Raw genomic sequence first — 22,006 nt, 5'->3', positions numbered from 1 at the left:
ACCTACCAAGAAAATAAGCGCTAAAGAGGAAGAGAAGTAAGTGAGCTTTGCCCTCTTTTCTTGCATGAATTTGGCATACAATTTCTACCTAGAGATATTGTAGTTAAAACGATTCTAGCGCTGGCTAGCGTCAATATTGGTTAAGCATTTTGCAATGAGGGTTAAATGAGTATTCCTGCACTAAAAGATTCCGTGAAAATTGTTGCTTCTGATTTAGATGGTACGCTTTTGGCTCCCAACCATCAGCTAAGCGACTTTACCAAGCTAACGCTTAAGAAATTACACGACCAAGGTTATACCTTCATCTTCGCTACGGGTCGTCACCACGTCGATGTGGCGGGTATTCGTCAGATAGCAGGTATTCCGGCGTACATGATCACTTCAAACGGTGCACGCGTGCATGACCAAAACGATCAACTGATGTATAGCCAGAACGTACCTCAGGAACTCGTTCAGCCAGTTATTGATATTGTGCGCCAAGATCCAAACCTCTTTATTCACATGTACCAGAATGAAGATTGGTTACTAGACCGTGAAGATGAAATGTTGGCTAAATTCCACAGTGAGTCTGGCTTTAGCTACAAGCGCTTTGAAGCTGAAAACGCACCAAGCGAAGGCATCGCGAAAGTCTTCTTCACACATCCAGAACAAGACCACGAATATCTCGTCACGTTTGAACAAAAGCTAAGAGATGCTTTTGGCGACAAACTGAACATCGCCTTCTCTACACCTTGGTGTCTGGAAGTGATGGCAGCTGAAGTCTCTAAAGGCCACGCTCTAGACGCTGTTGCAAAATCACTAAACCTGACTCTGGATAACTGTGTTGCCTTTGGTGATGGCATGAACGACGCTGAAATGCTGGCTATGGCGGGTAAAGGTCTAATCATGGGTACATCACATGAGAAAGTGATGAAAGCACTACCTGACAATGAAGTGATTGGCAGTAACGCAGACGATGCCGTTGCTCACTACCTAGAAAAGCATCTGCTCTAATCTCGCTCGTTGAACAGATCTGAATAAATAAAAAGGCAGCCAACTGGCAGCCTTTTTTGAACCTTACGTAAAAAGCTCTCTCTAACGCTATCGAGAACCTAACACTTCTTTGCTTAAGATTGCCTGCCACTCTTGTTCGGTAACCGGCATGATCGATAAGCGATTACCGCGTTTCACCAAGGGCATTTCGGAGAGTTCAGGCATGGCTTTAAGCGTAACCAAAGGAATCAAGCGCTCAGTCACTCGCACAAACTCGACATCCACCATGATCCAGCGTGGGTTATCGGGTGAAGACTTAGGATCGTAGTAATCACTCTCAGGGTCGAACTGAAAGTGGTCTGGGTAGGCTTCTCTGGTTACTTTAGCGATCCCCGCTACGCCAACTTTTTTACATGATGAGTGGTATATCATCACCAGATCGCCAAGCTTGACGTCATCACGCATCATGTTTCGAGCCTGATAGTTGCGTACACCCTCCCAACAAGAGGTTTTTTGTACTCTAAGAGTCTGAATAGAGAAGGTGTCGGGTTCTGTTTTAAATAACCAATATGCCATAATAAATCCAATTAACGGTTGCTCCGAGGAAGATATAACATGAAGGTAATGAAAAACCCAGTGACATGGCTAGTCGCGTTCGCTCTACAAGGCTGTGTTACGGCACCTGATACGCCGCAACAACCTGAACAGCCCCCAGCAAACTTGGATGAGCCACTGAGCATTCAACCGCAAACCTTCATCATGCGTGGTCAGGTGGTGGTTGGCCATGAAAGCCGAACCTTCACTCCTTGCGGTAGCCAACAACAATACTGGTTAGACTTATCTCCAGAGTTAGCGTTAGAAGCACAAGGGCTCTCAACGAGACCTTACCAAGCCTTATATGGCGAGCTGATTGGTCACCTAACCGTGCCGAGCCAAACGGGTTATAACGCAGATTTCACAGCGCGTTTCGTGGTTGACCAAGTGAACATCCTAACCGCAGAGAACCCAGATCGCTGCGTCCAACCGCTGCGCTCAACACGAGTATTTGGTAATGAACCCTTCTGGTCAGCAACCTTCGATAAAGACCAGCTGAAATACACCAAGATGGGCGAACAGCCACAGACCCTCGATATTGAATCAAGCCGCACCACATCGAGCAGCCGTGACTACCAATTAGAAGGTAAAGCTGCGCAAGGCAAACTCAACCTTACGAAAGAGAGCTGTAGCGACGGCATGAGCGATTCTATCTATGGATGGCATGCCAAGCTTAACCTCAATGACAGTAACTACAATGGCTGTGCGACGGTCTCTAACCAAGATCCAACGCTGGACTGGAGCGGACTCTACTTCGCTAGCTCAACGCAAAACTCAGGGTTCTCTATCAACCTTGAACTCAACAATGACCACAGTGCTATCACGACTTATTCATACAGCAATGGAGACCCTTCTATTGTTGAACAAGGCTTCTGGCAGCAACTGAACCAAAATCAGGTACAAGTGGTTATGACTCGCCACCAGCAACAATATTTGATCTCCGAGCGCATCTTCACACTCGATAATGGCAAGCTAATCGCTGAAAAAGAGAAAGTGGGCAACGTGGTGTATCCGATTGCCAATGGCGGTCTGGTGCTATTCGAAGCTAAGAGTGCGCAAGCACAAGTAAACACCACCACTAACGTTGATCTAACCGCAAAGCAGGTGAACTCCAGCGATCAGCTTGATCCAAAAGTCGACCAAGCGATCCGCGAATACTTTAAGATCAACAACAACTCACCTGACGACACTAAATACCGCTGGTTAACCTACGACCTCAACGGCGACGGTAAAGAAGAGCTGTTCGCCCAACTCGATTGGTGTGGTTCTGGTGGCTGTACACTGCTAATTTTCGAAAACCATCAAGATAACTGGCGCTTCAATAGCCGAGTGACACTGGTTAAGGGCGACATACGCTTAGGTAAATCGCAAAACCACGGCTGGCAGGATCTGATCTTCAATGTCAGTGGCGGCGGTGCAACACCGGCGAAACACACACTTTCATACTCTGGTGTCAGCTACCCGCTAAACCCAAGTGTCGCTCCAGTTGCAGATGATGCTGATATCAGCGACGTGGTTTTGTTTGCTGATGGTATCTCACCCGCACAAAGTGGAGTGAAGTTGTAAACATGAGTAACCAACAAGCTTGCCATGGTTGTAGCTTCACTCACCAATGTATTTGTCACCTGATACCTAGTGTCGCAAGCCAAATCGATCTTGTACTGCTCACTCATGAGAATGAACTGTCACGCGATACCAATACAGGGAAGCTGCTTCAGCAATCCCTTGATCAGTGTCAGTCCATTGTATGGCAAAGGAAAACACCACCAGCGGAGCTCATCGCACTGCTTGACGATGAAACACGACAACCGTTTCTTTTATTCCCAAGTGATCAAAGTGTCGAGTGCCAGCAAGCTGTAATGACCCAAGCCCAGAGCCGTAAGCCGCTATTCATCATCTTGGATGGCACATGGCAAGAAGCGAAGAAGATGCTTAACAAGAGCTCGTGGTTACAAGCCGTTCCGCAAGTTCACCTCGATATTACCAGCGAATCTTCATACACCTTGCGCCGCAACCAAGACAGTGGCCACTTGTGTACTTGTGAAGTGGGTATTGAGTTACTCAAATCTTTAGGTGAAAGTGAATCTGCCAAGCTCATTGATGACTACTACCAGCATTATCTAAAAGTGTTCCACGCCGACAAGTGTGGCCACGCCCTCAAATAGACCAAGCAGGCGCGCGGGAAGGTAAAAACACATTTCAGGACGAGACAGACACTAAAAACAAAAAGGGTGAGCCATAAGCTCACCCTTTTTACATCGTATTTTCGTTATTGAGCCAACCAGTGTTTCACGTGAAACGCTCGCTCCATCAAAACAAACGCTGAGGTTGACCAAAGTAATACCCTTGCAAGTAATCGACCCCCATGTCTTCAGCAATACGGCACACCTGCTCATTATGAACGAACTCCGCCACCGTCTTAGCATTCAGAATCTGGCATAAGCTCACCAACTGCTGAGCGATCTTGCGCTGCTTTTTATCTTTATCAATATTGCGAATCAAACTGCCATCAAGCTTGATCACCTGTGGTTCTAGCTTCAATATCTCATCAATGTTCGAATAGCCCGAACCAAAGTCATCAACAATAATATTCACACCAAGATCGCGGAAGTGATTACACACCTCAATCAAGCGACCGTAATCCTGAATTTGTTCCGTTTCTAACACCTCCAAGCCAATACGCTGTGGGTGACTGATTTTCTTGATCGCTTGTTCAAGGTGAAGAATGGTTTTCTCATTGCTGAAATCTTGTGGCGCTAAATTAATTGAGAACGAATCGGTTCGCTGACTCATAAAATCGAAGGTGCGCGTTATCATCTGACGACTGAGGCGTGTATAGAGATGGGTTCCTTCAATGATTGGCAAGAACTTACCCGGTGCAATTAACTGACCGTCCTCTTCAATTCGAACCAAACACTCGTAGCTCTCTACCTGATGACTGTGTGCTGAAACTATGGGCTGAGAGCACGCCACAATATTCTGATTAAGCACCGCGCGACTCACGCACGACAGCCAACCAAGTTGCTCTTGGCGATGCTTCTCCAATTGAATGAGTGCCTTGGCGCTCACTAGGTGCTTGTTCTGGCTGACAGCGCTGCGCCTCGCATCAATCGCCTTCAACAATAAGTCATCAATAGAGGTAGTCGGGAAATCTCGACGGCTGGCGATACCCGCACAGATAGACACCGACAAGTAATCAATATCGGGTAAACCGGTAGGCTCAAAATTCACATGCTCGGTTTGATCGGCAAATTCCGAGAATCGCTGATGAATATGTTCTTGGCTCGCCCAACTATCAAACACCACCGCCCACTCACCAATACCGATACTGTAGAGCTGACAGCCCTCATCAAAGAACTGCCACAGCGCCTTTTGAAAGTACTCACTCAAATCATGCAGAAGCTTGTCACCTACTCGATAACCATACTTCTCATTGATCTGACCAAAGGTCGTGACCTTCAAAGCTAGTAAGTGGCTATCACTGCTCATCTTCGACAGTTTCTCACGCAGCACACTTCGATTGGGTAAACCTGTACGGTGATCAATTCGATAGCTTGCCGTCAATGCAGTGGCTTGCTGCTGAATCTTACTCGCCATGCTGTTGTTCATGTCATCGACATCAAGCAGTGCATTTCGGATCAATGAAAACAGAGGGGATATGTTGGTCGCGGGTTGCGTCTCTAATGGCAATACCGCCTTACCCTCGCCTTCTCTAAGCGCAAGATAAGTGAGGCTATGGTGCAAGATTCGCTGTTGGCCATTCTCTTGATAAAGTTCTCCCATGCAGTAAACGCCATAGCTGTCGGCCAATTTTTGGAAAACCTCAACCTCTTGGTTGCCATCAATAAAGTCGATACGAGATGTACAGTTATAAATGAAGAACTGTTCTGGCCTATGAGAGGCGATCTGCTGCACGCCCAGTCGTATCTGCTCTAAGGTCAGTGATGGATGGTCATAACAAAACCGGACCTCATCGCCCACTTGGAACAGGCCGCTGAATTCTATCTCTCCACTTTCCGTTACCTTGAGCGGTAAGTGAATGTTTTGCTCTTTCGGGTCACCGACCATCAAGGGAAAGTTATGCAGTTGCTCAAAAGGCACTTCGAGGCCATCAGCGAGGTAACGATTGTAGAGTTCGCGAACAGGCATCCCATCCAGTTCCAACAACCGGTTCTCTTGAGCACCTGTCACTCGAAAAGTTCGACCTATCGGATTCCATTCAGTGTAGTAACCCTTAGCGATGGAGAGCTCAACACTGTGCAGCGCCAACATCACATAGGCATTTTCATAGCAAATGCCGTCTAACATCACCCATCGCCCATTATCTGTGATGGTCGATGCACCGCCACAGATCGGTAATGAATACATCGACTGCTCAAAAGCTGAAAATAGATCTCGGTTATTTATCTGCAAGCGGTCTGCGAAACAGATGATGCTTTGAGTATTATCATTGCACTCAAGCTGTTGCCACATAGCGTGGCTATCGAGCAATGGTTGTTCGCTATATTCGACAACACCACAAGAGTAAGACGTCGCGTCAAAGCGGGTAACAATCAGATAAAGACCTTGGTGCAGGATGACACCTTGACTAATGTAGTGGTTAGCACTGCAACCAATCAATTTGGCATTGGGAAAAGTCGATTGAATCACTTGGCAGGCAGCCAAAACAGAACCTTTCTCGAAAGACGAAAACACCTGAATCAGTAGGCTTTCATGTTGATGAAAATCTATCTTTTCCAATTCACGTTGGGTTTGCTCAATGTCTTGTATCAGGAGAGAAGTCGACTGCATATTCACATTAATCGTTACGTTAATGATTTATTATTGTGCTTATTATAGATAAGGCTTGCACGGAATACTTGCGATCGCGTTATGAATAATGTGACCTTAGTTAGACATCATTCATTCCGCCAAAAAGCAGTCATTAATGGCGGCGCAGTACTTTTATAGCCAGTCGTTACACAATGCGGGAAGCTTTAACTGCTAAAACAGTCGCTTAGGCTCACCGAAGTAGTAACCCTGCAGATAATCGACACCCATTTGCTCTGCTATCTCACAAACCTGTTGGTTATGGACAAATTCAGCGACCGTTTTGGCATTGAACACTTGGCACAAACGAATCAACTGAGAGGCTATGTTTCTTTGTTTTTGATCTTTGTCGATATTACGAATCAAGCTACCGTCGAGCTTAATGATCTGTGGCTCAAGCTTAATGATTTCCTCGATGTTGGAGTAACCAGAGCCAAAGTCATCAACAATGATTCTCGCCCCAAGCGCACGGAAGTGATTACACACCTCAATCATGCGGCCATAATCTTTAATCTGTTCAGACTCGAGAACTTCTAAACCAAGTCGAGTAGGATCGTTCATACCACTGATCGCAGCCTCAAGGACCTCGAGCGTCTTATCGCTCAACAAATCTTGTGGGGATAGGTTGATAGAAAATGGGCTTTGCTTATCCGCCATATAGCCAATAGTGTTCTTAATCATGTGTCGGCTGAGGCGAGTGTAAAGGTGCGTGTCGGCAATGATAGGTAAGAACTTACCTGGTGGCACAATGGTACCGTCTGACTCCATGATTCTGACCAAGCACTCTTGGCCAATCATTTCGTGCGTAGCCGACTCCACAATTGGCTGGGAATAAGTGATGATGTTCTGATCTAAAATCGCACGACTTACACAGCTCAGCCAACCGAGTTGCTCTTTGCGATCTTCTTCACTCACCTGAATGTCTTTAGCATTGGTGATGTGGGTATTGTTACGTACTCCATAGCGTCGAGCTTCGATCGCTTTCAATAAGATCTGGTCACCACTGTCGGTTAAGAAGTCACAACGACTAGCAAAGCCGCCACACAAAGAAACTGACAGGTAATCAATATCAGCCAAACCATATGGCTCAAAATTTATGTGTTCGATGTCATCGGCGAACTCAACGAAACCTTCTTTTATTTTCGTACTACCAACACTAGCATTGAAGATAATCGCCCACTCTCCAACACCAATACTGAATAGCTCTACCTTCACGCGAGGCTCTTTAACCACACGAAGCTGTAATCGCTCGATAAAGTGATTAGACAGATCGAGTAGCAGCTGATCCCCCACTTGATAACCATACTTCTCGTTAACCTGATGGAAGTTGGTTAGCTTTAAGGTCAGCAGATGTTCACTGAACAGAATCGTATTGAGGCGCTCTTTCAGTACGATACGGTTCGGCAAACCAGTACGCGAGTCAATGCGATAGCTTTCGGTTAAGCGACGCGCTTGTTGATGGAGTTTCTTTTCCATCTGAGTATTCATACTGTCGAGATCAGCGACTGCATTTCTGACTAGGTTAAGCAATGGCGACACGGTTGAGTCACACTGAAAGTCTTCGCAATGAAACTCTTTAATCTCGTCAGACTCGCGCATAGCGATATAAGTCAAGCTGTGGTGCAGTATCTCTTGGCGGTCTTCATTACGGTATAGCTCCCCCATGCAGTAGGCACCACATGTATTCACTATCCCTTCAAATGGCTTGAGCTCAAGTTTACTGTCGATAAATTCAAGTCGAGATACGCAGTTATAAATGATCACCGATTCAGGCTGATGCATGGCTAGCATCTCGGCACCGTGGTGCACCTTTTCTGCAGTGAGCGATGGGTGGTTATAACAAAACTGCGCCTCTTCACCGACATGCCAAGGGCTATCAAACTCAATACTGCCATCATCATTAATACGTAGCGGCGTCGAGATACCCTTCTTTCTGCCAAGTTCTCGATAAAGTGGAAAGCTCATCAGTTGACTAAAAGGAAGGTCTTTGCCATCCGCAAGGTAATGTTTGAATACTTCAATAGCCGGCTTGTCGTTCAATGCGTATAAGCGATTTCCGATTGCGTGTGTGACTCGTAGCTTCATCCCAATCGGGTTCCACTCAGAGTACGCGTCCGACCAAACCTTCAATCTTGGGTTAGTCAGAGCCACAGCAACACAGGCGTGCTGGTAGGTTTGCTCGTTATACATAACCCAACGGCCAAATTCATTCTCATGGCACAGTCCACCAGCTATCGGCAAGGCGTAAGGCAAATTTTCAAAAGCGCTATAAATAGGATAATCACGCCCTTCAACCTGATCGCACAAGCTGATGACCGTTTTGGTTTCTTCTGTAAGGCGCAGCTGAAAAGCTAAGTCTTGGCTGTCTTGATTTGGATTGCCGGAAAAAGGCTGGACCGCAGAGGTTAGATGGGTTTCGTTGAACTCACTGATGATGACTAAGGTGCATGCACTTTCAAGGCAATTATCACAGATAACATGACGAGCACTCTGGCCAATTAGCGTCGCATTATTTAAACGATTGAGGGCAACACCCGCGATTTGACGAGCTAGATCTGAAGATTGAGCTGAGAAAATTTGAATAAGGTACTGTTTGCTGTCACACCATTCTCGCTGATCAAATTGAGCTCTAAATAACGCCTCAGTATTTGCGAGAAATGTAAATGTTTGCATGCCAACCCTTGTTCAAAATCGAGTGAAGTAACAACCCGCAACCACTGCTATGACTGAAATGAATCGATAAAAAGTAGTCGCCAATTATCCTAGCCTAATCAGGCTTTTATAGGCGACTAATGTAACAATTCAATAGCATAAATGCGACACAATAAGCTTACCGAGCCATTAAATTAGTCGCATAAGATCGCTAAGTTGGTCTATTTCAACATCAGGGAGCACACTCGCCTTCGGGGAGCGGTATAAATTGGAACCAGTGTCATTAAACCAGCACGCTTGGAAGCCATTTTGCTTGGCTCCATAGACATCCGTTTTGAGGTGATCGCCAACATGAAGAATATTCTCAGCGTCACAACCTAGGTGTTGCTGAGCTTTTTCAAACATATCTGGATAGGGTTTTGCTCTGCCATCAGGGCCGGCTTTAAGGATTAATTGAAAGTACAGCCCTAAGCCAATTTTGTGTGGATCGACATTGCCATTGGTAATCGCAACCAGAGGAATACGTTGGCTAAGTTCAGTCATCACTCGATGCGTTTCTTGAGGGACATCGACTTGATTACGCAACCACAAGGCATGCTCAATGCCCTCTCGAGCCGCTTGCTCTGCTTGCTGCAGAGAGTAACCCAATTGCAGCAAACCACTCTTAATCTGAGTTTCACGCCACACGGTGACATCATGTTTCAAAGCTGGGTTTTCAGATGCGACTTGCTGCTTAATGCCCTGCCACTCTTCAAGCGATAAAGAAGCCGACACTGAGTGCTTTTGATAAAGCCACTGTGCCATCTCTTTCTCAACCTTCATGATCACAGGCCAGTTGTCATACAGGGTGTCATCCAAGTCAAAGGTCATGGCTTTGATGGGCTTTAACCCTCGATAAATTCGCATAGTAAACCCTTTAATCTAATCTTTATTCTTCTTACGAGCTCTCGGGTGAGCCTGATCATAAGCTTGTGCTAAGTGTTGGAAATCTAAGTGGGTATACACTTGGGTCGTCGAGATGTTTTCATGGCCAAGCAACTCTTGCACAGCACGAAGATTTTGGCTCGATTCCAGCACATGCGTTGCAAAGGAGTGACGCAGTTTATGCGGGCTGATGTGGCTCGCGACAGATTGCTTCTTGCCCCACTCTTCCATGCGCTTTTGCACGCTGCGGTGAGAGATACGAGTCCCGAGCTTAGAGACAAACAGCGCGGTTTCACCCGGTGAAGCCAATTCACCACGAACTTTGAGCCATTTATCGACCCACTCTTTAGCTAAACCAGAAAAAGGCGCTTTGCGTTCTTTGTCGCCTTTACCAATCACTCGGATTTCGCCTTGTCGACCCAACACATCTTTCAGATTGATGCCGACCAGTTCTGCCAGTCGTAATCCAGCACCATACATCACCTCCATCATCGCTCGATCACGAATCGACAATGGATCGTCCTCATTCACATCAAGCAGTTGACCCACTTCATCAACATCGAGGTTTTTAGGCAAAGGGCGTTGTTTGCGAGGTGCAGAGACACCTTTGGCTGGATTGGCGGTCATTTCGCCACGCAACACAAGGAAATCAAAGAAGCTGCGCAGTGACGATAAGCGCGTTGCAATGCTGCTCGCTTTCATTCCCTCACGCATGCCTTTACTGGCCAGTTGTCTGACCCACGCCGCATCGACTTGACCCCAATCCTTTAACCCTAGAGTGACTAAATGACCGGCCATGGTTTCAAGTTGTTGTTTGTAATTACGTTGGGTGTGTAGGCTGAGTCCCTTCTCGCTTCGGAGATATTCATAGAAGCGAGAAAGTGGCTTTTGAAGTCTGTTAGGAAGAGGTATTTTGGGCTCTAGGCTCATTATTTATCTGCCAAGGTAAGGTGTCCGCCAAATGAGCGACAACAAGTGCTAAATGGCGTAAAAAGAGCGTATCCATATGGGGTTGGAAATGTCCGCCATCTTCACTAGAAAAGGCGAGCAAACCCAATGGAGACTGCTTAGCAAGCGGTAGTACTACATAAGAGCCTAGCTCTGGAACTGGATAATCACCAAACAAATCGTGTCTGTCGGCTTTTCTCAAGCGTCCAAGATAAGCATCTTTGCCATTGAAATGGTTAAGCGAAAACTTAGAGTAACCCTCAGCACTCAACTGATAAAAGCCAGATTGCGAAAGAATACGAACATGAGCCTTAAGCCCAAGATCTAACGCTTTTTGTTCAACGGCTTTTATCACCTGCATGAGGTCACTGCATTTCAGCACTTGCGCTTGCAGATCCATAAACTCATAGAAGGTTTTATCGTTATTTGCTGCCAACGACATCAAGCCAGTGATCTCTTCTTCAAGCTCTTCGATTCGATGACGTTGGCGTTTAAGCTGAACCTCAACCAGAGAAACAGCGCCCTGCTCAACGTTATTGATAGCAAGGCGATCAACCAAATCTTTTCGGTCTTGGAAAAAATCTGGGTTATCACGTAAATATTCCGCGACCACTTCTGCGGTGAGTGCGTCGGCTTCAACGTAAGACAAAACCTATCCTTTATTTTTATGAATATATTTGTTTTGGGTCGTTATTAGCAAGAAAGTTGACCATCAAACACATGCGTTGCAGGGCCGGTCATAAACAGAGGTTTACCCGGGCCTTGCCAGCTAATGTGTAAGTCACCGCCTGGTAGACGAACCTTCACATTCTCAGCCAGTAAGCCTTGAGTGATACCCACTGCAACTGCGCCACACGCTCCGCTGCCACATGCCTGAGTTTCACCCGCGCCGCGTTCGTAAACACGTAGACGAACTTCTTCACGGTTAACGACCTGCATAAAGCCAGCATTAACACGCTCAGGGAAACGTTCATGTGATTCAAGTAGTGGGCCTAAGGTGTCCACATCAGCCGTGTCGACGTCATCAACCACGGTAACCACATGTGGGTTACCCATGCTTACCGCACCACAGAATAAGGTGTGTACATCCGTTCTTAGGATATACGTCTTCTCTGGCTGCTTGGCCTTGAATGGAATCTTGCCGGGTTCGAACTCAGGAATGCCCATGTTCACGGTGATCAGGTCATTCTCTTCAATCTTGAGAACCATTTTACCTTTCTTGGTGCTGACGTTGATGCTGTACTTATTCGTTAAGCCTTTCATGCGAACGAATCGTGCAAAACAACGCGCACCATTGCCACACTGCTCCACTTCACTGCCATCTGCATTGAATATGCGGTAATGGAAATCAGTTTCTGGATCATAGGGAGCCTCAACCACAAGTAGCTGATCAAAGCCCACGCCAGTGTGACGATCCGCCAAACGACGGATCAAATCTGGAGAAAAGAAAATATTTTGAGTAATGCAGTCCACGACCATGAAATCATTGCCCAAACCATGCATTTTAGAAAAGTGGAAGTGCATAACGCTTAAAATTACTCCGGAAGAATGTTTTCAAGTTCCCACAGACTCGTAAGCTCTTCACGCTGACGAACCAAGTGAGTTTTATCGCCATCCACCATCACTTCAGCCGCACGCGAACGAGTGTTGTAGTTAGATGACATCGCGAAGCCATAAGCGCCCGCTGAACGAACTGCTAGCAGATCACCTTCTTCAAGCACAAGGTCACGATCTTTACCTAGGAAATCGCCTGTCTCACAAATTGGGCCAACCAAATCGTAAGTCACGGCTTCACCCTGACGAGGGCTCACAGGAACAATATCCTGCCAAGCTTGGTAAAGTGCTGGGCGCATTAGGTCGTTCATTGCTGCATCGATGATGGCAAAGTTCTTGTGCTCTGTTGGCTTGAGGAACTCGACTTTCGTTAATAATACACCAGCGTTAGCAGCAATCGCTCTTCCAGGCTCGAAAATCAGCTCTAGATCAGAATGATTGTCTAAGCGAGCCAATAAGGCTTTCGCGTAGTCAGAAGGCTGTGGTGGTAATTCATCACGATAAACCACACCCAAGCCGCCACCGACATCAAGGTGTTTGATGTTGATACCGTTAGCACGTAGCTGGTCGATCAGCGCAAGCAGGCGATCGGTTGCATCGATGAAAGGTTCGATATCCGTTAACTGAGAACCAATGTGGCAATCAATACCATGGATAGACAAGTTATCGAGTGTTTTTGCAAACTCATAGACAGCAGGAGCACGGTCGAAAGCGATACCAAACTTGTTATCACGCAGACCCGTAGAGATATAAGGGTGAGTGTTGGCATCAACGTCTGGGTTGATACGCAGTGAAATCGGCGCTTTAACACCAAGCTCACCAGCTACTTTATTCAATCGCTCTAGTTCTGGTTCAGACTCTACGTTGAAACACTTAATGTTCAACTCAAGCGCACGCTTCATTTCAGCGGCTGTTTTGCCGACACCAGAGAATACAACTTTTGCTGGATCGCCACCGGCAGCAACTACACGCTCTAGCTCACCGCCAGAAACGATATCGAAACCTGAGCCCAAACGAGCCAAAGTATTCAACACGCCAAGGTTTGAGTTAGCTTTAACGGCATAACACACCAAGTGCGGATGCTCACCAACCGATGAATCAAACGCATTCCAGTGGCGTTCTAATGTTGCACGAGAATATACATACAGCGGTGTACCATATTGCTCTGCTAGTTGTGAAAGTGCGACGTCCTCAGCCCAAAGCTGGCCATCTTCCTGATAGTTGAAGTAATCCAAAGTTCTTATCCCTTATAAATAACGATTTCTGCGTGTTTTCACTTATTGTGATTGTTCGGTTTGCTGAACTTCATCAGGATCGTACAAAGGACCCGTTTGACCACAACCAGAAAGTCCAATAACGGACATCATAAATAGAGCAGTAATTAATTTTTTCATTTTGCATATCGTGATTATTAACTCAATGCCCCCTATAATCGCACCACACTCAGGAAAAGCAATAGGATAGAAAGGATGAACGAGACTGAATTTCATCAGCTGGTCGATATACAGATGCAAAACATCGAAGAAGCTATCGATGAATCAGAGGCAGATATTGATTACGAAGTGACTGGTAACGTGATGACGCTGGAGTTTGAGAACCGCAGCCAAATCATCATTAACCGCCAAGAACCAATGAAAGAAATCTGGTTAGCGTCTAAGTCTGGTGGCTTTCACTTCAAGCTAGTTGACGACAAGTGGACATGTTCAAAGACGGGCATGGAGCTGTTTGAGATGGTTAAAGAAGAATGCGTGAAGCACGCAGGTGAAGCGATCGATTGGGTCTAATCATTTGTAAGCAAAACTAAAAAGGAGTGAATCAATCACTCCTTTTTTAATATCAATCAGTCTTAGTAAGACTAGATGTTAACTATCTTTGAGCTCCGAGAAGCTAGAGTTGCATCGTTACGATAAGGCACAACGTAAGAATTGCCTTCTTCAGGATGAACGATTTGGTAGTACTGAGGTAGGTTAAAGTTAATCAACTTAGACGACATCTTCGACTCATCTTTTACCGATGTGTAGAAAGAATTCACGCTCGCGATCATCTCATCTTTTTCACCGCTGTATTGGTGATACACCTCAACTTGATTCGATTCGTCCAATACATAAATATTGAAGCCCTTGTCGGTATCTTCGAAGAAGAACTGAATCAAACCCTCGCTCGCAAAACCATCCACCACTTCTGGCAGTTGATACTCTTGCTCTTTATCGAGCATCAGTAAAGGTGAGCCTTTGAGCTTATTGGTTGAGATGCTACGGTAGAAATCGACCGAGTTTTCCAACATCTGTACCGACACACCACGACGTTCGAAGAACAGACCAAACATCTTATTAGCTAAACGAATAGCCTTAAAGCGGCGGCGCTTCTCGGGTTCAATCGGTTTCAATCGTAAATCGATACACTCAGCAAGCAGTTGATACACCATGTTACGCATCACACCACGCAGGTTTTTGCTGTAACAGAACACATCAACCGATTCTGGCGGTAAAGCATCTTGGTGCATTTTGCCAAGTACCGTCTTCAGCGCATCCAGCATTGCCGTATCACCTTGGAAATGCAGCGTACGTACTTCATGCCAAGAGTTACGATAAACTAAGTCGACACTGCCGACTAAGCTCTTACCTTCCTCACCAAAGCTGAAGATATCGGCGTTCTTGAGGTCCACTTTTAATGCACGACCACTTAATTCAGACGTCGGGTCATTTTCAAAGTTGATGAACATCGCTAGCTGGCTTATCTCACACGGGCTCGCCAGTGCTTGCATACTTGGGCGACGCTTACGCAAAGAAAACGTATTACGCAGGTCGCTCACCATTTGATAGAACTTATCGATATCGATGTGAGCGTCACGTACCACAGAGTGCAAACGTGTCGACTCGGTAATCAAGCCATTAAAAAACGACCATGCTACCAACTTACTCAAGTACTCATGGTGCTCTAGAGAAGGCTGACCAAGAATGCGGTGTGCAACCAGTGGCTGCTTATACAAGTACCAACCGGCTTTATTCGACTGACCCTGACGAACTTCGATGAAGCTCAAATCTGGTTCGTGCAGGTCTGGAGAGATTTGCGGGTTCAGTAGCGTCACTTTGCCCGGCAAGACCTCAAACGCAGCGTAAAGCTTACGTGCCAAGATGCTGATATCTTGTGGACTGATTGCCGAAGTGATGTCGTTACGACGCGCAAATTGAATCAGATTACGATAGCTCAGCATCAAGGCATCAAGCAGTGCATGGTGCACCACTTTAACCTGCTCAACCTTCCAGTTACGGCGGTTATCAAGCTCAGCAATGGTTTCATGTCCCCAATTCCAAGATTTAGTCATCTCAGTTAAGGCTTCACGACGCCACGCAACAGAACCAATGCCCGCATCTCGTGACAACTTCTCGTGGGTCTTAAGGTAGAAACAGCGTCTCACCAAGTCCAATCGAGTGTGGTCGTTAATGCGTTCTAGATAGCGCGTTACCTTCTCAAGCATCAGATAGTAGCTATCCATGCCATACAGATCAGGTTCATCCGCGAAGAAGCGACGCTTGGTATCAATACTCAGCAGTTGGGTATTTGGGTATTCCCATGAATAGGCTTCTAACAGGATCGCCTTCAAAACCGATTTATACGGTGAGTCGATACTCTTATAGAGCTGCCACAGGTTTGAACCAAAGTACTCTTCAGCAGGAATACGATTCAGCTTGCCGAAATCGATCCACTGCGAGCAATCAAGGTAACCATCCTGACACAAGCCTTGAACATACTCGTCGTAACACTCTTCCATTTCTGGCGGAATGATTTGCCACAACAAACGTTGACCAGCCAAACGAACCGCAGAGCGATAGAACTCATCAAGCAGTAATAAGTGCTGTGAAGAACCACAGTTATCGCCTGTCATCTCTTCTGAATGATTCGAACGAAAACGCTCTTCATCCATCAAGAAGAAGTTCGCTTCAACCCCTAAGGTTTCAGCCCAATCAGTAATCAAGAGACACTTGTTGGTTAGGCTATCGCGAGAGGCGCCATCCATATCAGGGGAAACACACACCCAAATATCAAGATCACTTGAAGTGCTTTGACCAATAGAAGAAGTACTACCCATGGTGTACAAACCAAGGATTGCAGGTTCATCCGTCTCGGTGAGTTTTCCACCCAGCGTTAATTCGGTATCAGAGACAAATTGCTTTTGGAATTCATTAAGCGTGAAGCTACGAATTCCAAAAGGAACTTGTTGGTCATAATAACCAGGCATCATCGGGTGATTGAAGTGAAGCAGTGCGGGAATAAGGTTGAATACTCGCTGGCCTTGCACATTCATCAACGCCAACGCACGATCAATGCGCTGCTGATTTAGATTGTCTAATCGTTGAATCAAAGTTTGAGTGTAAGCCTGCAAGGTAAGTCCTTGGTTTGAGGTTAAGTGCAGTTCTGTTTAGTTACTGAACGAAAGGAGCAACAAAACGTGATCAATTTAACACTTTTACCCTTAATGGTAAAGCAAAGGAACCCGTCATACTGGTCAATTCCTTGATGACAGAAAGTTAAACTCACGGCGCCGTAGTGTCCTCTTTATTGACTATTTCTAATAATAGCCCATGTTTCAAATGAGATACTAATCACACTATTTTGGTGAACTCATGAAAATCTCTCAGCTATCAAAGTATGGAATGATCAAACAGTAAGAATTCTCGCCTCATAATGGTAGGATTAGGCTATTACAGAACCTATATCGGAAACACCATGACAAATTCAGCACCAATCCGTATCGCGACCAGAAAAAGCCCTCTTGCCCTTTGGCAGGCATACTTTGTAAGGGATGCACTGCAAGCTGCTCACCCTGGTTTAGAGGTTGAGTTGGTAACTATGGTGACCAAAGGTGACATCATCCTAGACACTCCGCTTGCTAAAGTGGGTGGTAAAGGACTGTTCGTTAAAGAACTTGAAGTAGCCATGCTAGAAGGTCGTGCTGACCTAGCGGTTCACTCAATGAAAGATGTACCTGTCGACTTCCCTGAAGGTCTAGGTCTGGTAACAATTTGTGAGCGCGAAGATCCGCGTGACGCTTTCGTATCAAACACTTACAACAACATCGACGAACTCCCACAAGGTGCTGTCGTGGGTACGTGCAGTCTGCGTCGCCAATGCCAACTGTTAGAATACCGCCCTGACCTCATCATCAAAGAGCTGCGCGGCAACGTTGGTACTCGTCTAGGTAAACTCGATGATGGTCAATACGATGCGATCGTACTGGCTGCTGCAGGTCTTAAACGTCTAGAGCTAGAAGAGCGTATTCGTAGCTTCATCGAACCAGAGCAGTCTCTCCCTGCTGTTGGCCAAGGCGCTGTTGGTATTGAGTGTCGCCTTGATGACGAGCATCTGATTAAACTCCTTGAACCACTGAATCATAAAGACACGGCTGATCGTGTACTGTGCGAACGTGCAATGAACCTTACCCTAGAAGGTGGCTGTCAGGTTCCTATCGGCAGCTACTCATTATTAGATGGCGAAAACATCTGGCTACGTGCATTAGTTGGTGAACCGGACGGTTCTAAGATGGTTCGTGGTGAGATCTCTGGCCCTCGCAAAGATGCAGAAGCACTTGGCGTGACTCTGGCAAATCAATTGCTGGATGATGGCGCGAGAGAAATCTTAACCAAGCTCTACGTTGACCAAGAATAATCATGACAGTGTTGGTGACTCGTCCCGGTTCAGAGGGACAATCGCTTTGCCAACAACTAGCGGATGAAGGGGTTCAAGCAATCCATCATCCGCTGATTCGTATCGTGGATAATCCCAACTCTGCGGATTTAAGCACCCAGCTTAATAACAGCGATATCATTATTGCAGTCAGTCACCACGCCGTGGCGGCTGCCCAAAGCATCCTTTCAAAAACCTCATCCATTTGGCCTACTTCGCCGCTTTATCTTGGCGTTGGTCAAAAAACTGCGCACGTTTTAAGCAAAGTCTGTAAACAAAAAGTAAACTATCCTCAAGTTAGTGATAGTGAACATCTTCTTAAACTTACTGAACTTAATGGCGTAGAAAATAAGTCCATTTTGATACTACGTGGCAATGGTGGGCGTGAGCTCATTAGGGATTCTCTACTCAATCGAGGTGCACAAGTCTCTTATTGTGAGACCTACCGTAGAGAATATATTCCTATTAGCGACCACAATACCTATCAAACATGGATAAACAAAAAAACGTCCAAAGTTGTCATCACTAGTCAGGAACAATTGGAGTATCTCTGCTCAATTACCCCTGATGAGTATTTGGCTTGGCTTTCAACAAGACATCTATTTGTCCCAAGCCAGCGCATTGTAGAACGAGCACAACAACTCGGCTTCTCGAATGTGACCAATACTCACAGTGCTACGAACCAAATATTACTGGCTGCTCTCCGGCCCTAGCTAGAAACAGGAAATAAGCATGACAAGCAAAAAAAATAATGAGCATATTGAACCTGAAAAGAAACAAGATACTCAGCCAGTAGTTGTTGAAAACGAAAAAGCTGACTCTACAGAGACAAAACAACCTGAACAGAAGCTTGATGCCTCTGCTTCAAATACCGCTAAAAATGAGCAGCCTCAAGCTGAGCATAAAGAGCAAATAGAGAAAGCAGAAAAGCAAGGTAAGCGCGGTGTCAAACTAGGCGCTATTGCGATCGCTATTTCAATTATCTTCAGTGGCGGTATCGCATTTCAAATGCAGCAAAAGAGCGCGGAGTACTCGGCTCAAATCGCTGCTCTTCAAGCGCAACTTCAAAATACCCAATCTGCAGTAAATAAAGACCTACAAACCATCAAGCAAGAGACTATCCAAGAAGCCTCACACGCGGTGGAGAAAACTCAGGTCGTACAGTCTCAACAGCAGAAGAGCATTCAAAGCCTGCAGTTAGCAGTCGCTGACGTGAAAGGTCGCCGCCCGAATGACTGGTTACTTGCCGAAGCCGATTACCTTGTGAAACTAGCAGGGCGTAAACTGTTCCTAGAGCATGATGCCGTTAGCGCAACCAAATTAATGGAAAGTGCCGATCAACGTATCGCAGCACTGAATGACCCGAGCTTAGTGTCACTGCGTCAATCAATGACCAATGACATTACCAAACTTCGTACCATTCCTCTGATCGATCGTGACGGCTTAGTTCTACGCATCACAAGTCTACAACAGCAAGTCGATACACTGCCGCTTGCCAATGCGATTCTTCCAGAAGCTGCGGCTGTTGAGAAAAAAGCGGTATCGCAAGATATTAATGATTGGCAGAACAACCTGATGACGTCGATGAAAGACTTCTCAGAAAACTTCATTACCTTCCGTAGTCGTGATGGCGAAGTTATCCCTCTACTATCACCAGAACAGCACTTCTACCTGCGTGAAAACATCAAAGGTAAATTAGAAACCGCGATTCGCGCCGTCTACAAAGAACAAGGTGAACTCTATAGCGCAGCTCTTAATACCGCTAGCGAGTGGTCGAAAGCTTATCTAAATCAAGATAACAACTCAGTGATTGAATTTGAGAAAGCGATTAAACAGCTAAGTGAACAGAACATTTCTGTGAAATACCCTGTAAAGCTTGAGTCTCAAAATGAGTTGTCAGATGTGATACGTGAGCGCCTACGTCGTGAAGTCACCGTTATGACCACGGAGGAAAAATAATGATTCGTTGGATTTTTCTTTTTCTCGTTCTAGGTGCTGGGTTAATTGTTGGTACTCAGTTCTCTGGTCAACAAGGCTACGTTCTGATCTCAATTGCGAATAAGACCATTGAGATGAGCGTAACAACACTGGTTATCTTCGTCATTGCTCTTCTAGCGGCTCTATTCGGCTTAGAGTACCTATTTAAAAAGCTTATGTACGCAAGCTCAACTACTTGGAACTGGTTCAGTGTTCGTAAGCTGAAGCGCTCTCGTCGTTATACCAATGAAGGCATTATCAAGCTACTTGAAGGTGACTGGAAAGGCGCTGAGAAGAAAGTAACTCGCTGGGCTAATCATCACGACATGCCTCTACTTTGTTATTTAGTCGCTTCTCAAGCGGCACACGAACAAGGTAATACGAGTGAGCGTGATAAGTACATCGAGCTTGCTAGTCAACAGGACGACTCTCTACTGGCGGTTGAACTAACTAAAGCTAAACAGCAAATCAGCGAGTCAAACTACGAAGCTGCATTCGATACACTTTCTACCCTAAAAGGCACATACCCTAATAACACTGCTGTACTTGGCCTGTTAAAAGCCACTTACTTGCAACTGAAGTTATGGCAGCCATTGCTAGAATTAACGCCTAAATTAGTTAAGAACAAGCTTCTAACAGCTGATGAGCAACGTGAATTAGAACAGAAAGCACAATGTGGATTACTTCATGATGTGGCACAACAGCAAGGTAGCGAAGGTTTAATCAGTCATTGGAACAAGCTTTCAAGAAAGCAGAAACAAAGTTCGCACCTTGTATCTTGCTTTGTGAAGCAACTGATCGCTCGTAAAGCTGACTCAGAAGCGTTCACAGTGATCAAAGAGAACATTGCGAAGAGTGGTTCAAATGAGCTCTACATGTTGCTTCCAGAGCTGAACCTAGCCGATCACCACCCAGTAGTGGTCATGCTAGAACGTGCAATCAGTAAAGACAGTGGTAATGCCGAAGCACACAGCGCGCTGGCTCAGTTCTACCTAAGAGAACAGAAGTGGGCGGAAGCACAAAGCCACTTTGAGAAAGCCCTAGCACTTCGTTCAAATGTTTCAGATTACGGATACCTATCTGACGCACTAGAAAAGCAAAACTTAACGAAAGCAGCTCACGAGGTTTCTCGTAAAGCGCTCGCTCTAGTTCAACCAGCTTAATTTAAAGTGTCTCAAACTAAGCCGATGCCTAGCATCGGCTTTTTTGTATCTGTTACTTATCCATAGATAACTTCTACAATAGCCATAAACCAAACTCATCGAACCCTTACCTTCCCAATGCTAACAAACCAACTAACCATGAAATTGCTCAACTGGGCTTCTCAAACACACGGAGAACGACTTTAGTTGTGTCTGTACGTAGTTTTACCATTCTTATAAACAAGTCCTTATAAGAGGTTCGAGAGAAGTCATAGAGAAAAGTGACACCTAGAAGCTCAAGAGTAAATGGAGATCACCTTGAGAGAAGGCGTTTAAAGATATTTACCCGCAGACAGATGCCCACTTAAAGTCACGCTGAATTAACAATTAAATAGCCATCAACGTTCCAACTATAAACCGTTATAACCGGGGAGTTCACGTAACTGCCTGTAGATTAATCTATTAAGTAGAGGGAGATAGCAAGAGTTACCGACCAACAAAACCTTGTTATTAGAAACGAGGCATCTTTATCAGCCAGTTCAAATTAGTAGGAGATAGAGCTCTCAAGACGCTCAGGAAAAGTTAATCAACGAACCAATAGCCACAAGTATAAACTTACGTAATCAAGCGCTGCTAGAGAGAGCAGAGCTTAATAATAAGTGTCGGAATATCAGAGCTCGTGATCAACGTAAAGCGCCTCTACAAACTCTGAGACGAATAATAAGACTCATACCAATCCGGAAAATTAA

General features: G+C 45.7%; 18 protein-coding genes. 8 read left to right on the top strand and 10 right to left on the bottom strand.

Annotated features, from left to right (window positions below):
* The first annotated feature begins 165 nt into the window (after positions 1-165).
* Positions 166-993 (top strand): Cof-type HAD-IIB family hydrolase, encoded by an 828-nt coding sequence (locus AB4209_RS09665; protein WP_017061022.1) that lies wholly within the window; start codon positions 166-168, stop codon positions 991-993.
* A gap of 87 nt (positions 994-1,080) precedes the next feature.
* Here the strand turns inward: AB4209_RS09665 and AB4209_RS09660 are convergent, their stop codons facing one another.
* Positions 1,081-1,548, bottom strand: coding sequence for an EVE domain-containing protein (locus AB4209_RS09660; protein WP_017061021.1), 468 nt, complete (start codon positions 1,546-1,548; stop codon positions 1,081-1,083).
* A 39-nt stretch (positions 1,549-1,587) separates the two neighbouring features.
* Here AB4209_RS09660 and AB4209_RS09655 point away from each other — a divergent pair, with 39 nt between their 5' ends.
* Positions 1,588-3,132, top strand: a complete 1,545-nt coding sequence (locus AB4209_RS09655) for a COG3650 family protein (protein ID WP_372055695.1) — start codon at positions 1,588-1,590, stop codon at positions 3,130-3,132.
* 2 nt (positions 3,133-3,134) lie between these two features.
* Complete coding sequence (locus AB4209_RS09650) at positions 3,135-3,731, top strand: tRNA-uridine aminocarboxypropyltransferase (protein WP_017061019.1); 597 nt, start codon at positions 3,135-3,137, stop codon at positions 3,729-3,731.
* Between the two features lie 145 nt (positions 3,732-3,876).
* On the opposite strand, the gene AB4209_RS09645 is transcribed toward AB4209_RS09650, so the two are convergent.
* The 8 genes from AB4209_RS09645 to lptM form a co-directional block, all read right to left on the bottom strand.
* Entirely contained in the window at positions 3,877-6,357 is a 2,481-nt protein-coding gene (locus AB4209_RS09645) for an EAL domain-containing protein (protein ID WP_017063759.1), read from the bottom strand.
* A gap of 192 nt (positions 6,358-6,549) precedes the next feature.
* A complete protein-coding gene (locus AB4209_RS09640) occupies positions 6,550-9,048 on the bottom strand; it encodes an EAL domain-containing protein (RefSeq protein WP_372055693.1) in 2,499 nt (832 codons plus the stop codon).
* A gap of 168 nt (positions 9,049-9,216) precedes the next feature.
* Entirely contained in the window at positions 9,217-9,933 is a 717-nt protein-coding gene (gene yigB / locus AB4209_RS09635; RefSeq protein ID WP_371725446.1) for a 5-amino-6-(5-phospho-D-ribitylamino)uracil phosphatase YigB, read from the bottom strand.
* 15 nt (positions 9,934-9,948) lie between these two features.
* Complete coding sequence (gene xerC, locus AB4209_RS09630; protein ID WP_372055691.1) at positions 9,949-10,881, bottom strand: tyrosine recombinase XerC; 933 nt, start codon at positions 10,879-10,881, stop codon at positions 9,949-9,951.
* Positions 10,850-11,548: a DUF484 family protein gene (locus AB4209_RS09625; RefSeq protein ID WP_372055689.1), complete on the bottom strand. Its 699-nt coding sequence runs from the start codon at positions 11,546-11,548 to the stop codon at positions 10,850-10,852. The genes xerC and AB4209_RS09625 overlap by 32 nt, the downstream gene beginning before the upstream one ends.
* A gap of 44 nt (positions 11,549-11,592) precedes the next feature.
* Positions 11,593-12,423 carry a diaminopimelate epimerase gene (dapF, locus tag AB4209_RS09620; protein WP_017061013.1) on the bottom strand — a complete coding sequence of 277 codons (831 nt, stop codon included), beginning with the start codon at positions 12,421-12,423 and terminating at the stop codon, positions 11,593-11,595.
* An 11-nt stretch (positions 12,424-12,434) separates the two neighbouring features.
* Positions 12,435-13,688, bottom strand: a complete 1,254-nt coding sequence (gene lysA / locus AB4209_RS09615) for a diaminopimelate decarboxylase (protein WP_017061012.1) — start codon at positions 13,686-13,688, stop codon at positions 12,435-12,437.
* Between the two features lie 42 nt (positions 13,689-13,730).
* Positions 13,731-13,847: an LPS translocon maturation chaperone LptM gene (gene lptM / locus AB4209_RS22555; protein WP_017068592.1), complete on the bottom strand. Its 117-nt coding sequence runs from the start codon at positions 13,845-13,847 to the stop codon at positions 13,731-13,733.
* 75 nt (positions 13,848-13,922) lie between these two features.
* On the opposite strand from lptM, the gene cyaY reads away from it, so the two are divergent.
* Positions 13,923-14,237 (top strand): iron donor protein CyaY, encoded by a 315-nt coding sequence (gene cyaY, locus AB4209_RS09605; protein ID WP_017061010.1) that lies wholly within the window; start codon positions 13,923-13,925, stop codon positions 14,235-14,237.
* A 71-nt stretch (positions 14,238-14,308) separates the two neighbouring features.
* Here cyaY and AB4209_RS09600 read toward each other — a convergent pair whose 3' ends face one another.
* Positions 14,309-16,837: a class I adenylate cyclase gene (locus tag AB4209_RS09600; RefSeq protein ID WP_017066755.1), complete on the bottom strand. Its 2,529-nt coding sequence runs from the start codon at positions 16,835-16,837 to the stop codon at positions 14,309-14,311.
* 344 nt (positions 16,838-17,181) lie between these two features.
* Here AB4209_RS09600 and hemC point away from each other — a divergent pair, with 344 nt between their 5' ends.
* Genes hemC through AB4209_RS09580 form a run of 4 tightly spaced genes read left to right on the top strand, consistent with a single transcriptional unit; the run spans position 17,182 to position 21,278 of the window.
* Complete coding sequence (gene hemC / locus AB4209_RS09595) at positions 17,182-18,120, top strand: hydroxymethylbilane synthase (RefSeq protein ID WP_372055687.1); 939 nt, start codon at positions 17,182-17,184, stop codon at positions 18,118-18,120.
* Positions 18,121-18,122: 2 nt separating this feature from the next.
* Complete coding sequence (locus tag AB4209_RS09590; protein WP_017061007.1) at positions 18,123-18,851, top strand: uroporphyrinogen-III synthase; 729 nt, start codon at positions 18,123-18,125, stop codon at positions 18,849-18,851.
* Positions 18,852-18,870: 19 nt separating this feature from the next.
* Positions 18,871-20,097 carry a uroporphyrinogen-III C-methyltransferase gene (locus AB4209_RS09585; protein ID WP_065584265.1) on the top strand — a complete coding sequence of 409 codons (1,227 nt, stop codon included), beginning with the start codon at positions 18,871-18,873 and terminating at the stop codon, positions 20,095-20,097.
* Positions 20,097-21,278: a heme biosynthesis protein HemY gene (locus AB4209_RS09580; protein WP_017063752.1), complete on the top strand. Its 1,182-nt coding sequence runs from the start codon at positions 20,097-20,099 to the stop codon at positions 21,276-21,278. The genes AB4209_RS09585 and AB4209_RS09580 overlap by 1 nt, the downstream gene beginning before the upstream one ends.
* Positions 21,279-22,006: the final 728 nt, after the last annotated feature.

The sequence above is a fragment of the Vibrio sp. 10N.286.48.C11 genome (assembly GCF_041469805.1).
In the GTDB taxonomy this organism is placed as follows: domain Bacteria; phylum Pseudomonadota; class Gammaproteobacteria; order Enterobacterales; family Vibrionaceae; genus Vibrio; species Vibrio crassostreae_C.
Note: the sequence above shows the minus strand (reverse complement) of the source record. Positions and strands in the feature narration are given on the sequence as shown.